Source organism: Bacillus mojavensis (genome assembly GCF_012648005.1).
GTDB lineage: Bacteria > Bacillota > Bacilli > Bacillales > Bacillaceae > Bacillus > Bacillus mojavensis.
In genome coordinates, this window is sequence record NZ_CP051464.1 from 2,071,012 (window position 1) to 2,083,137 (window position 12,126).

Below are 12,126 nucleotides of genomic sequence, written 5' to 3' on the forward strand. Positions count from 1 at the left end.
TATGATCGCTAAAATGATGGAAGCACTGGACGGAGAAAGATTCGATAAGGTGATGGAAAAAACGCTCAGAGGTATGACACATGTCATGATGTGGGGCTGTCTGCCTTATTTTTTATATGTCATCATCCGCTTGTTCACAAACTAACTGAAATGTTCTTTTAAACTTTCCAGCACAAACATCATCATATCTTTATACTCTTCATCTTTAAACATTTCGTACAGAATTTTGTAGTCGTTGTAAATATCCAAAAGCTCATCAACAATTGATACAGCCAGGATGCGCAGGGTATCTTGATCTTCATCTTCGCCTTCAAACTGAAGAAGAGCAGACGGTACAATATCTTCACCGATCTCATGGGCAGTTTCTCCGACATAGTGGACAAACAAAAGCTGATGCACAAACTGGTCCATTTCATACTTTCTGAGAACCAGCGTGAGATCCTCTTCCTCCGTTTCAAGCCACTCTCCATCCTTTAAACGAGTTAGCTCATAAATAATATCTTCCCAGCCATCTTCCAAATACCTCCAAATTTCGGTTCTGTGGCCGATAATGCGAAAGAGTTCTTTTCCATAATCTTTTACATAAACGACATCTCCAATGAGGAATTCATATTCAATATCAAGTTTTTCCATATCGACAATGACGCCTTCATAATCTTTATATAATTGAATGGATGATTCAAAATATAAGACTTCATTGTGGTTTACTTCATAAAGGTAGTGCTTATCGATTTGGTGTACTTTTGTGATTGTGCCGACTGTCCCATACATAATGACGACTACGATATCCCCTACTTGGAATTTCGGTTTATTTTGCTTCATGGTGTCTCCCCCTCGCCGCAACATTTCTGATACGCTATCGTATGCTGGGTTTCACCAATTCGCATGGGCATGAAAACCATAGGAAATATCCAATTATGGTATATGTATGTGCAGAAAAAAATCCGCAGTGGCTCTGCGGATTCAAACGTGCACCTCGGCCTCGTATTTTTCCCAAGCTTCATCAAACGTCGCCATCGTGTCCAGATAATCAACATTCAGCTCCAAATAGGAACTGATTTCGTGATAATCGGTTGATGTTTTTGGGAAGCTGTGATCCTCATACGCCTGATTGGCAAACTCGCTGATGCTGTCCTGCGGCTTGGGATGTCTGTATTTCAATAAATAGTGATAAAAGGATTTCATGGGTTTCCCCTCCTGGTGTCTGTCTTTTGTTGTTCTATTATACAGTGCAAGTGTGAAATTACAACAAAAGAATAACGAAACATCATTCAGGAGAAATCAAAATAGTTGCGTTTTAATATCCTTTCGGTTTCCATGAGCTGTTGATACGTCAGACTTTCAGGGAGTTTTTTTGTGTTGATTAAAAACAGCTGATCCTCAATATCCTTTATCGTCGAATCCTCTTGGTAGGCCATTCCGCAGGAAGAACAAATCATCGCGGGGGTGTTTGTCAGCTCTATGGCTCTCGTGCCGTCAGGAAGCTCCCAGTAAACTGTATTCGTGCCAGACAGCGCCTCAGGCTCGCCGCACCATTCGCATGACTTCATGAAGAATCTCCTCCGCTTTCTACCTCTTTTTCTTTTTTCTGCTGGGCTAAAAATTTCTTTTTCTTTAACTGGTCTCTTTTCTCCCGCCGGTCCTTTAATGTTTCATGCCCCGGATTCGCTGTATATGCTTCTCTCCTTTTGATTCTGACCACGTTATCCGGTGTAAAAGAAATCTGTTTGTCAGCAAAAATGGCACTCAGTCCAATTGGTTCTTTTTTGTCAGCGGTTTCAGGAAAAACAGACTCAAAATAGGCGTCAGCCTGGTTAGGGATATAATTTTCAGGTTCCGGATAAGAGGTAATGACTCCTTCAAAATTTCTCAAAATGATTTTGTCAGGGCTTTGCGACAAAACATAGTTTGGCTGCAGGGCGATCTTCCCCCCGCCGCCTGGTGCGTCAACGACAAAGGTAGGAACCGCGTAGCCTGAAGTATGACCTCGCAGCCCTTCAATAATTTCCAGCCCTTTTGAAACTGGAGCTCTGAAATGTCCGATGCCTTCTGACAGATCACATTGATATATATAATAGGGACGGACTCTGATTTTCACCAAGTCATGCATAAGCTTTTTCATAATGGTTACCGAATCATTAATGCCTGCTAACACGACGGCCTGATTTCCGACCGGCACCCCTGCGTTCACCAGCTTTTCGCAAGCCTCAACGGATTCCTCCGTCATTTCGATGCTTGTGTTGAAATGGGTGTTCAGCCAGACCGGATGATATTTCTTTAAGATATCGCACAGTTGATCGGTGATTCGCTGAGGAAAAACGACAGGCGCTCTTGTACCGATTCTGATAATTTCCAGATGCGGAATACTGCGCAGCTCTTTTAAAATGTATTCTAAAATTTGATCATTGATCAGCAACCCGTCCCCGCCTGAAATCAGGCAGTCCCGGATCTCAGGTGTCTCCCGAATGTAGGCGATCGCGGCATCAAGCTGCTTTTTAGGGACACCCATTCCGATTTGACCGGAAAAACGCCTCCTTGTGCAGTAGCGGCAATACATAGAGCATTGGTTCGTGACAAGGAACAGGACTCGGTCGGGATAACGGTGTGTCAGACCGGGTACAGGAGAGTCTTCATCCTCATGAAGCGGGTCTTCCTGGTCGTATTTTGTTTTGTGCATCTCTTCAGAGAGCGGCACAGACTGCATTCGTATCGGGCATCTCGGGTTGTCGGGATCCATTAAGGAAGCATAGTAGGGTGTGATATTCAAAGGGATCGTTTTGGTAGAAATTCTGACGCCTTCTTCTTCTTCTTCGGTCAGGTTAATCACTTTTTTCAAGTCATCTAAGGTTCTTACAGTATGGGTCAGCTGCCACAGCCAATCATTCCATTTTTCTTCCGGAACATCTTTCCATAGCTCTATCTCCTTCCAATGCCGTTTCGGTTTATACCATTTGTTTGTCAAATGAAATTCCTCCTCGTACATTTCTTTTTGACTTACAGGCGTTTGCACCAGATATTCATATTTTCTAGCCCTTCTCCTATATAACAATTATTGATCAGCCTTCCGCTATACTGATACCCGGAATGATACAGGACAGCATTCATTCCGAAAGACGCAGCGCGGGCGAGTGAAAATACTTGAAAGATATCTTGCTTTATCATTTCTTTTTCTAATACATCTATTAAGATACTAGTCAGCGAACGGCCCCGATAATCCGGAAGCACGGCGCAGTCTGTCATTTCGGCATGACCCAGCTCAGGATTGATATCTGCGCTTGCCGCGCCGATCAGACGGTCATCTTCAAGCATGACATAATAAAGCGTATGCTCATTCATTGTCTTTTCAATATAGGCGGGATCAAACACAGGAGCCGGATACGTGCGGAATACTTTTTTATACAGCATAGATAACTGATACATATCGTTTGTTTCTGCTTTTCTCATTGTAAAAGGAGACTTGATTTCGATTTGTGGCTGAGGCTTTGTTTTATATAATAGCTCTATCATTTCCTGTTCGGCTAAATAGGTATCTGTTTGTCTTCGTTTTTCTGTGAGATAACGGACCATGACGGAAGCGCGATGGCCGAGATAGTAGCCTTCGAGAAAGCCCTCTGGCGTAAACAATTGTTTAGCCAGCTCCGCCTCGTCATGCTGCTTGGTGTACACGATGATTTTTTCGGCACCCTCCTCTTCGGCCGCTGTCATAATATCAGTCAAGGCTTCTTGAATAAAGCCTTCATAACGAATGACTCTAATTCGTTTATTAAAGCGGTCATTGTCTATGACAGCCGTGACACCGCTATTCTTTACCGTTTTGATCATCAGCATCCTCCCCGTCTGTATGAAGCCCGCACCAATCCATCACAAAAAGAGCTATAATTTTAGCTGATTCTAACATGGCTTCAACCTCGATATACTCGTTTGCCTGATGTGCCGTTTTCGTCTCTCCCGGTCCAAAAACGATAACAGGAGTATCTCCCGCATGATACAAAAGGCCGCCGTCTGTTCCCCAAGGCGACGCTTCGATGATCGGCTCTGTTTGTTTCATTTTTTGATAGGCTGATTGCAAGACTGATAGTAAAGGATGGTCATCAGGCAAATCATTCGGCAGCCATTGAGCCCCGAACCATTCCACTTGAATTGGATGGCGTTTAAACCATTCATCATGGTATTGTAAATCTTTCAGCCAGTTTTCCAATTCAATTTTTACGGCTTCAGGTTTTTCATGAGGAGCAATTCCGCATCTTCCTTCTATGACGACGCGGTCTGCTACCGAGGACGGCCATGTTCCGCCTGAGATGGTGCCAATATTGATTGGAACCGGGATTGGAATATGATCATACAGCGGGTCAGAGATTTTTGCGTTTCGGACTTTTTCAAGCTCTTGAATGGCTGTAATGACATGCATGCTTTTTTCAATGGCGCTGACACCTTCATAGCGTGTGCCTCCGTGTGCCGCTAATCCTTTAACCGTAATCCGAAACCACATCGAGCCCTGCTGTTTAATAAAAAGCTTCATATTGGTCGGTTCCGGAATTAACGCCCCATCCGCACGATAGCCTCTCATAATGGCAGAAAGTGTTCCGGCGCCGCCGCACTCTTCATCTATAACACTCTGAAACAACACATCGCCTTTCAGTTTGACATCGCAGGCGTGCAGAGCTTCTAATGCAAATAGAAGGGCTGTATTGCCTCCCTTCATATCAGTGGAGCCGCGGCCGTAAATTTTACCATTTACTTCAGCAGCTTGAAACGGTTCATACTTCCACTCCTTCAAATTTCCTTCTGGCACAACATCGATATGCCCGTTTAATATCAGAGATCGTCCCCCGCCCTCTCCCGCTTTTTTAGCAACAATGTTCGGGCTCTCATGAAAGTCTGTCCGGTCTGATATAAAATAGGGATGCTGTTTTAATTGCTTTAGGCTCGGCTCCCACACATCAATGTCCATATGAAATTGCCGGAGCTTTTCAAGGACCACTGCCTGTGCGTTAAATTCCTTGCCGAGTGTGCTTTTTTCTCCAACCAGCCTTTTCAAAAGACGAATGGCTTTGGCTGAATTCTGATCTAGCCATTCAATTACTTTTCTTTCAATGTCCTGCATCATCACTCCCCCTTATTAAGAAAAAGGCATATCCACTATTATTTCAGCGTCGGTCAACCCGATCACCTCGTCAATTGTTGAGCCATTCATCAGTTCTTTTAAAACAAAATGATCCCGGCCAACTGTAAGAACTGCTTTTTCAGTAATGATCATATCTACACAGCCTGCTGCTGTTAACGGAAGGGTGCAGGCTTCTGTTAATTTGGGCCTCCCTTTTTGGTCAGTATGGCTCATGACGACAACCACTTTTTTCGCTTTCTGGGCGAGCTCCATCGCACCGCCCATGCCCGGCACCTTTTTTCCGGGTACAAGCCAATTCGCAAGGTCTCCCGACTGGCTTACCTGCAGGGCGCCTAAAATCGTAATGTCAATCATGCCTCTTCTGATCATGGCAAAGGACATTGTTGTATCAAAGTAAGATGCTCCCTTTACAGCACGGACAGGGAATCCCGCAGCGTTGCATAAATTTTCATCCTCATTCCCTTTTTCGGGACTTTCTCCAATTCCGAGTACACCGTTTTCCGCCTGCAGCATAACCTGCATATCAGTCGGCAAAAAGTTCGGCACCAAGGAAGGGATGCCGATACCAAGATTCACGATCATGCCCGGCTTGATTTCAGAAGCAGCCCGTCTGGCGATCTGCTCTCTTTCTGTTACTCCCAAGCCCATTTCCACCTCACCCCTTCACTTCTCACAACCCCCTCAACAAAAACCCCGGGCGTTACAATCATTTCTTCTGCCATATTTCCCATCGGCACAATCGTCTCAGCCTCGGCAAAGGTTCTTTTGGCGGCCATTGCCATAAGCGGATTCATGTTGCGCGCTGTTTTGTCATACGTTAAGTTGCCGAATTCATCTGCAATGCAGGCATTGATGAAGGCAAAATCAGCCGTCAGCGCTTCTTCAACCAAGTATTGCTTCCCCGCTACAGACACAATCTCTTTTTTCTCACAAACCATTTGATTATCAATGCCGATATCGGTCAAAATGCCGCCAAGACCGGATCCACCGGCGCGAATCCGTTCTGCGAGCGTGCCCTGAGGCGAAAATCGAACCTCTAATGTGCCGTCTGTCATCTGTTTTCCGGCTACAGGATTTGAACCGATATGCGATGCAATCAGCGTCTTGACTCTCTTATTGACAATAAGCGGTCCAATCCCAATTCCCGGGAATCCGGCATCATTGCAAATGACAGTTAATTCTTTTACACCGCTGTCCAATATCGCTTCAATCAAAGAAGGCGGAGAGCCGACCCCACCGAAGCCGCCAAACATAAGGACCGACCCATCACACACATCTGCAATTGCCGATTCAATGCTGATTGTTTTTTGAAATGGTGACATATTGATTTCAATCCCTTTTCAGTTTTTTTCAACTTCTGCAACTGTTTCCGAAAAAGTTGATATAAGCTCTTCCATCTCTTCGTCTGATATTGTGAATGGAGGAGCGATGATTACGGCATCTCCTTCCCCGCTGTCGATTCCAGCCTTGGCAGGATAGACAATGAGCCCGCGTTTTTTTGCTTCGCTGATGATACGCTGGGTCATCGACCGTTCTTGCGGAAACACTCGCTTTGTCTTTTTATCAGCCACAAATTCAACGCCTAAAAGCAGTCCTTTGCCGCGGACATCTCCAATGATGCCGCTCCGATGCATCATCGCTTCAAGTTTCTTTTTCAGCTTGAATCCCTTTTCTTCAGACTGTTTGATCAAGCCGTGTCTGATAACATAACGCAAAACCTCAAGAGCGGCTTTGGCTGAATAGGGATGAGCACTGTAGGTGTGACCGCTCATAATAACACCCGATCCTTGTTTTATCGTTCGGAGGATCGTATCAGACACAACTGCAGCTGCAATAGGCGCATACCCGGCACCGAGTCCCTTTCCAAGCACAGCGATATCAGGAACGGTATGCCAATGTTCTGTCGCAAGCATCCTTCCAGTTCTCCCGAGTCCTGTCATCACTTCATCCGCAATAAACAGCACACCGTGTGAGCGGCACACCTCTTTCAATCTCTCATAATATCCAGAAGGAGGAGTAATCGCTGCTCCCGCGGCTCCAATAATAGGTTCTGCCACAAAGCCCGCAATAAACTGACTTCCGATTCTTTTTATAGCGGTTTCCAGCTCCTCCGCGGCCGTTTGAACAAAATCTTTTTTTGCCTCTTGATTCAGCCGATATATATGCGGGGCTGAGAGAGCGGGATAACGCTCAAGCAAATGTGTGAACCGGTACCTTCGTTCATAAAATCCCGATAATGAAAGCGCTCCCAAAGTTATTCCGTGGTAACTGCTCCATCTTGAGAGAAAGATGGATTTCTGTGTCTGCTTTTTTTCCTGCCAATATTGAATGGCGATTTTCATTGCCGTTTCTATGGCTTCTGATCCGCTATTGACAAAAAAAGACCAATTCAATTCTCCCGGCAGCTGCTCGGACAGTAAAGCAGCTAATTGCTCGGCCGGCTCACTCGTAAACTGCGAGCGATAAGCAAAAGATACCTTATCAAGCTGTTCTTTCAGCTGCTCAGTTACTTCATCTACCCCGTGACCGATATTGCATGTCACCGCACCAGATGAGCCGTCAAGATATTTTTTTCCGTTCTGATCATACACATATGTGCCCTTTGCATGACTGACAACCGGATATTCCGCACTAAGCTCTGGCTTAATTAAATAACTGCTCATGCTTCCACCTCAAAACACCTTTTCTATATTGTATGAGTGTTTAAATAGCGGCATGACGTTCCCTATAAAACTTTTTCGCACAAAAAAAGAGCCCTTCCGAATTCCGAAAGGCCCTTATGATATGTCATCTTCTAGCAAATAAAAGCGGCTCCGACAATAATTAATAAAATGAACAAGACAACAATCAATACAAATGTATTTGTCCCGCAGCCAAATCCTCCGTAACCGTACCCCTGATATCCATGCATATTGTTTTTCATCCTTTCTTATCACGATATACGGCATTGTATGCGGGCCAAGTCCCAAACGGTCTGTGCAAATGCCCATCTATGTAAGGAAATAATGAAAAACAGTGTGCACCCGCTCATATTTTTGAAACTTGAGCTTTTCATAAAAATGAGTGACGCCGTCAGAATTTGAGGCCACTAAATAAGCATCGTCCATTCCTAAAGATTTGGCAATGGACAGCATCTCACCCACAAGAATACTGCCGTAGCCCCTTCTTTGAAACTGATCCAAAATCGCCACCTCTTCAATTTTAGCCGTTTTCTCTTGCGAATCAATAAAAAGTTCCCCGCAGCCAATCGGAATGTTCTGTGATGAATCGCTGTAACAAACAACAAGCAATATCGTACCCTCTTTGTAAAAAGGATATTTTCTCACTAATTTTTGTTCTGCAATTGCCTCTCCTATATAAAGCGAGTCATAAATTTTCATGATAGAAGAACCGTCACTAAGACTCTTTGCCGTCCCCCATGCCGTGAAAGGGTGTCCCGTCTGTCCCTTCCAGTCTCCAAGCTTCATGCTGTATAACAGCTCATCTTCAACCACAAAACCGCTTTTCACAAGCGACTGCTTCAAAACGAGCGGAAAAACATGCTGAGGAGACGCTTTTAAATGGATATAATTCGCATCAAGCAGCTTCGGTATGAACGGCAAAAAGTCCGGTATATGCTCCATGGGAAACGTATCATGAAGCTGTACAAAATTATGAGAAAAAATTTGCGGCAGATTGGGATCTTTATATACACTGTAATGATCAAACAACTTCGATTCAGACGTTAACGATAGATATTGATGCTCCGTTTTTGAAAAATATCCTGTCATGAATATCTCCTTTTTATGACCTATACATTTACTCGATTGCAATATTTAAATTCTTTATAATCTCATCGTACACCGGATAAAACGGCTTTCCAATTGGAAATTGTTGAATGTTCCGGAAAGAAGCGGGTATTGGTTTCTGCTGTAAAAAGAATTTCCTCACCACTTGCTCGCTGATTGGATGAAAAACACCATGTAGAAATAGAAACCGCTCTCGTTCTATAAAAAACAGCCTTCGTCCAGGCGGATTGGCGATCACCCCAGATCTCTCCCGCGTGATAGGCGGCCCTTCCGGCAGACTCTCGAGCACTTCTTTGTCAATCGTCAAAATATCTTTTCTTTTAAATTGATAAAATTGAAAAGCATGCTGACTTTCTATCCGTCTTTTTTTTCCGGCGTCAATGTAAAATACTGCAGGCCGGTCAGCTTCTTTTACCAAAACATAATTCGGAATGTTTAAACATTTTCCCATATGATATTGAAATAAATACGGATCTGGGATAATAACAGTCCGATCTAGATACACTGAACGCCATCTCTCTCCCACAGGATGCCGTACACCTTGATCAAGAAAATACACATGTTGATCAGATCCTTTTACAAACGTGCCGTCAATCAAATCGGCGGGCAGAAACTGAAAAGCGTTTTGAAAGGAATTCGGGGTCTTATACGTTGTATCTAATACTTCATTTATCGGCAGGAACGGGGCAAATGTGTTTACTCTTAGCCAAAAAATTGAGTCGCCGTGATTCCAATGCTTCATATCATCGTCCCAATAGCTGCCATATTTATCTTTGATTCGATCAAGCAGCAATCGGCGATGCATAACAGAGCAATGGTCGACTTGAAAAGCGGCCTGATCAAGCACCGTATTGGCATTTCTGTAAAAATGGGACATTTCCTCTCCTCTTTCGTTTACATGAACAACTTTTTGTTTGGAATAGACTGCCTGTGCTTCAGGATGACACAAAAATGTCTGCACCATACGGCTCAATCGATTTGGATGATAAACGGTATCATCGGTGAGATAAGAAATATAGTCGCCGGTTGCATACGGTAGTGCGTCATTAATTAGTGTGGCATAACGGGTTGTTTTTAATCGATGTTGAGGATGGACGAAGCTGTTTTTATAGTGAATGCGGTGGTCATAAAGGTACTTGTGAATCACCGCAGTCGTTTCCTCATTTGAATGGTCATCCATGACAAAAAGCTCCCAATTGCTATGAGTTTGATTGATGACACTTTCAATCGCCTTTTGCAGATAATCAGGTTTGTTATAACTCGTTAAAATAATGGAAACTTTGTCCCCCATCTCTCCAAGCCTCCTATTGTCACACATGAAAACGGCTCCGCAGCAAGCAGAGCCTCTGTCATCATTTAAAAAGAACCCCAGCTTACAGTACTTGAGAGGGCAACATTTGATCTCGTTTGATGGTTCTGAAAAATCACCAAATCACCCTTGACTTCTTTAACGATAACATTTTGAAGCGTATCTCCATTGATCAGATTAACTCTTGAAACCGGCACACCAAGCTCTTTAGCAAATACGAGATGGCGTCTGAGATCAGATGGATTTCCGTCTGAAGCTGTTTGACGTATAAGCAGAATCAAATGCGATTCGTCGTCATTTTCTTCTCGGTTCGCTTTGTTTTCTAACTCCAAACAATCCCTCTCATTTATCCTTATGCTCTGTTTCACAATATGAACATGCTGTCAATTGCGGTATAGGCATTGTCCATCCATAGAAAAAAATCAGCATTTTCCTTAAATATATGAAAAATAGCTCAGCTACGGCATTCGACTCATACCAATTGCCAATCAAAAGAATATGATTAAACGTGAGTTCAATAATTTATAGGAGGTGTGTGTGTTGAGCAGTGAAAATGCGCAGTTAAAAAAGGATATTATTAAAAGCCTTTTAAGCCCTTTATTTACAAATGCAACAGAAGGAGGAGAAAACGTGGATAATAACCTTAAAGAATTACTTGAAGCCGCTATAGATAATAAAGTGGACGAAAGCGAAACGGTTACTGCCGAATCTGTTTTAGATCCTTCCCTGCCTGCAAGATGGATTTTTGCCAGAATTACACCTGGCACTACCATCAGCATTGTGACAGATTCCGGTGACATGATCGGTCCGGTTGTCTTTGTTGCTTTTGATCAAGTTCACGGCATCGTATTTGTCACACAGGAAAGCTCTGTAACTCCGCCAGGTCAAGCGACAACATTGATTGATGTAGATAAAGTAGAAAGCGTTACATTCTTCTCATAACCTCTGATGAAAGTTTTATATATCCAGTCGGGATATGGAGGAATATACAGTTATTTTGACCGCTGGGCTGAAGATTGCTTTCGGCGCGCTCAGACAGAATTCATGTCTGCAAATACAACAGACACAGAAGCGCTGTCAAGCATTGAAACGTTTCAGCCGGACTTCGCACTCATGATGGTTGGAGATCACGTTCCTCACGACTGGCTGACCTGGTTAAAGGGTAAGGGTATCCCCGTATATGTTTGGCTGACAGAAGACCCATTTTATATTGATATCAGTCTTCAGGTGATAAAATACGCTGACGCGGTGCTAACAATTGATCAAAATGCTGCTCTCTGTTATCAGGAGCTTGGTTATCAGCATATCTATTATGTTCCGATTCCTGTTAATCATCGGCTGTTTAAAAAAATGGACACCGAACATTCCTTTCATTCACAATTGCTTATCATCGGCTATCCTTACCCTAATCGGGTTCAGCTTGTGAAAGAAGCGGCATATCTCCCGTACACCGTTCGGGTCATCGGAAAGGAATGGAGAAAATACCTGCCTAAAAAAGTACTCAAACAGCCGCATATAGATGTAGTCAGCACATGGGTTCCGCCTGAACAGGCGGTTCATTATTATAACGGGGCAGACATCGTGATCAATCCACATCGGCCGTATCATTTTACGTTCAACAAAAATAAAAGCCGCATTAAAAATGCAAGCTTTAATAACCGCACCTTTGATATCGCTGCATGCGAAGCATTTCAACTAGTGGATCTCCCCGCGGCACATCCTTTTTCATCCTTTATTTCTTATCACAGCGTCGACGACTTTAAGGAAAAAGCCGCTTTCTATATCAATCATTCTGAGGAACGAGACAAAGCTGCGGCGCTAAATTATAAAGAGACGGTTCCTGCTCATACATTTGATGAGCTTCCCGAAAAACTGAAAGCCATTCATCTGGCGCTTACTTGAAA

16 protein-coding genes and 1 pseudogene are annotated in these 12,126 nt (G+C 43.7%); 3 read left to right on the forward strand and 14 right to left on the reverse strand.

The window, feature by feature from the left end; translation table 11 throughout:
- Position 1 precedes the first annotated feature (1 nt).
- Positions 2 to 145, forward strand: a complete 144-nt coding sequence (locus tag HC660_RS10630) for a hypothetical protein (protein ID WP_168748068.1) — start codon at positions 2 to 4, stop codon at positions 143 to 145.
- On the opposite strand, the gene HC660_RS10635 is transcribed toward HC660_RS10630, so the two are convergent.
- From HC660_RS10635 to cgeC, 14 genes and pseudogenes are all read right to left on the reverse strand, one after another.
- Positions 142 to 822, reverse strand: coding sequence for a germination protein YodN (locus tag HC660_RS10635; RefSeq protein ID WP_010334614.1), 681 nt, complete (start codon positions 820 to 822; stop codon positions 142 to 144). The genes HC660_RS10630 and HC660_RS10635 overlap by 4 nt on opposite strands.
- Before the next feature lie 141 nt (positions 823 to 963).
- Positions 964 to 1,185 (reverse strand): YozE family protein, encoded by a 222-nt coding sequence (locus HC660_RS10640; protein ID WP_168748069.1) that lies wholly within the window; start codon positions 1,183 to 1,185, stop codon positions 964 to 966.
- A gap of 86 nt (positions 1,186 to 1,271) precedes the next feature.
- On the reverse strand, positions 1,272 to 1,550 hold the full coding sequence (locus tag HC660_RS10645) for a YokU family protein (RefSeq protein ID WP_168748070.1): 279 nt from the start codon (positions 1,548 to 1,550) through the stop codon (positions 1,272 to 1,274).
- A complete protein-coding gene (kamA, locus tag HC660_RS10650; RefSeq protein ID WP_168748071.1) occupies positions 1,547 to 2,962 on the reverse strand; it encodes a lysine 2,3-aminomutase in 1,416 nt (471 codons plus the stop codon). Before kamA ends, HC660_RS10645 begins: the two co-directional genes overlap by 4 nt.
- A 32-nt stretch (positions 2,963 to 2,994) precedes the next feature.
- On the reverse strand, positions 2,995 to 3,822 hold the full coding sequence (gene ablB / locus HC660_RS10655) for a putative beta-lysine N-acetyltransferase (protein ID WP_168748072.1): 828 nt from the start codon (positions 3,820 to 3,822) through the stop codon (positions 2,995 to 2,997).
- Positions 3,800 to 5,110 carry a peptidase gene (locus HC660_RS10660; RefSeq protein ID WP_168748073.1) on the reverse strand — a complete coding sequence of 437 codons (1,311 nt, stop codon included), beginning with the start codon at positions 5,108 to 5,110 and terminating at the stop codon, positions 3,800 to 3,802. Before HC660_RS10660 ends, ablB begins: the two co-directional genes overlap by 23 nt.
- Positions 5,111 to 5,119: 9 nt before the next feature.
- The gene (locus HC660_RS10665) at positions 5,120 to 5,773 is read right to left on the reverse strand and encodes a 3-oxoacid CoA-transferase subunit B (protein ID WP_168748074.1); all 654 of its coding nucleotides are present in this window, start codon (positions 5,771 to 5,773) and stop codon (positions 5,120 to 5,122) included.
- Positions 5,758 to 6,447 carry a CoA transferase subunit A gene (locus HC660_RS10670; RefSeq protein WP_168748075.1) on the reverse strand — a complete coding sequence of 230 codons (690 nt, stop codon included), beginning with the start codon at positions 6,445 to 6,447 and terminating at the stop codon, positions 5,758 to 5,760. The genes HC660_RS10665 and HC660_RS10670 overlap by 16 nt, the downstream gene beginning before the upstream one ends.
- Before the next feature lie 18 nt (positions 6,448 to 6,465).
- On the reverse strand, positions 6,466 to 7,788 hold the full coding sequence (locus HC660_RS10675) for an aspartate aminotransferase family protein (protein WP_010334624.1): 1,323 nt from the start codon (positions 7,786 to 7,788) through the stop codon (positions 6,466 to 6,468).
- Positions 7,769 to 7,877: pseudogene (locus tag HC660_RS21375) on the reverse strand (hypothetical protein); the annotation flags it as partial. The gene HC660_RS10675 and the pseudogene HC660_RS21375, both read right to left, overlap by 20 nt.
- 42 nt (positions 7,878 to 7,919) lie before the next feature.
- Positions 7,920 to 8,036 (reverse strand): YjcZ family sporulation protein, encoded by a 117-nt coding sequence (locus HC660_RS10680; RefSeq protein WP_010334627.1) that lies wholly within the window; start codon positions 8,034 to 8,036, stop codon positions 7,920 to 7,922.
- Positions 8,037 to 8,115: 79 nt separating this feature from the next.
- On the reverse strand, positions 8,116 to 8,895 hold the full coding sequence (locus HC660_RS10685) for a spore maturation N-acetyltransferase CgeE (RefSeq protein WP_168748076.1): 780 nt from the start codon (positions 8,893 to 8,895) through the stop codon (positions 8,116 to 8,118).
- 28 nt (positions 8,896 to 8,923) lie between these two features.
- Positions 8,924 to 10,204 carry a spore maturation glycosyltransferase CgeD gene (locus tag HC660_RS10690; RefSeq protein WP_168748077.1) on the reverse strand — a complete coding sequence of 427 codons (1,281 nt, stop codon included), beginning with the start codon at positions 10,202 to 10,204 and terminating at the stop codon, positions 8,924 to 8,926.
- A 65-nt stretch (positions 10,205 to 10,269) separates the two neighbouring features.
- Complete coding sequence (gene cgeC, locus HC660_RS10695; protein WP_168748078.1) at positions 10,270 to 10,554, reverse strand: spore maturation protein CgeC; 285 nt, start codon at positions 10,552 to 10,554, stop codon at positions 10,270 to 10,272.
- A gap of 208 nt (positions 10,555 to 10,762) precedes the next feature.
- Here cgeC and cgeA point away from each other — a divergent pair, with 208 nt between their 5' ends.
- A complete protein-coding gene (gene cgeA / locus HC660_RS10700; protein WP_010334631.1) occupies positions 10,763 to 11,164 on the forward strand; it encodes a spore crust protein CgeA in 402 nt (133 codons plus the stop codon).
- A 6-nt stretch (positions 11,165 to 11,170) separates the two neighbouring features.
- On the forward strand, positions 11,171 to 12,124 hold the full coding sequence (locus tag HC660_RS10705) for a spore maturation protein CgeB (protein WP_168748079.1): 954 nt from the start codon (positions 11,171 to 11,173) through the stop codon (positions 12,122 to 12,124).
- Positions 12,125 to 12,126 lie beyond the last annotated feature (2 nt).

Coding starts and splice junctions, on each gene's coding strand:
- HC660_RS10630 (WP_168748068.1), top strand. CDS start 2: ATGATCGCTAAAATGATGGAAGCACTGGACGGAGAAAGATTCGATAAG.
- HC660_RS10635 (WP_010334614.1), bottom strand. CDS start 822: ATGAAGCAAAATAAACCGAAATTCCAAGTAGGGGATATCGTAGTCGTC.
- HC660_RS10640 (WP_168748069.1), bottom strand. CDS start 1,185: ATGAAATCCTTTTATCACTATTTATTGAAATACAGACATCCCAAGCCG.
- HC660_RS10645 (WP_168748070.1), bottom strand. CDS start 1,550: ATGAAGTCATGCGAATGGTGCGGCGAGCCTGAGGCGCTGTCTGGCACG.
- ablB (WP_168748072.1), bottom strand. CDS start 3,822: ATGATCAAAACGGTAAAGAATAGCGGTGTCACGGCTGTCATAGACAAT.
- HC660_RS10665 (WP_168748074.1), bottom strand. CDS start 5,773: ATGGGCTTGGGAGTAACAGAAAGAGAGCAGATCGCCAGACGGGCTGCT.
- HC660_RS10670 (WP_168748075.1), bottom strand. CDS start 6,447: ATGTCACCATTTCAAAAAACAATCAGCATTGAATCGGCAATTGCAGAT.
- HC660_RS10675 (WP_010334624.1), bottom strand. CDS start 7,788: ATGAGCAGTTATTTAATTAAGCCAGAGCTTAGTGCGGAATATCCGGTT.
- HC660_RS10680 (WP_010334627.1), bottom strand. CDS start 8,036: ATGCATGGATATCAGGGGTACGGTTACGGAGGATTTGGCTGCGGGACA.
- HC660_RS10685 (WP_168748076.1), bottom strand. CDS start 8,895: ATGACAGGATATTTTTCAAAAACGGAGCATCAATATCTATCGTTAACG.
- HC660_RS10690 (WP_168748077.1), bottom strand. CDS start 10,204: ATGGGGGACAAAGTTTCCATTATTTTAACGAGTTATAACAAACCTGAT.
- HC660_RS10705 (WP_168748079.1), top strand. CDS start 11,171: ATGAAAGTTTTATATATCCAGTCGGGATATGGAGGAATATACAGTTAT.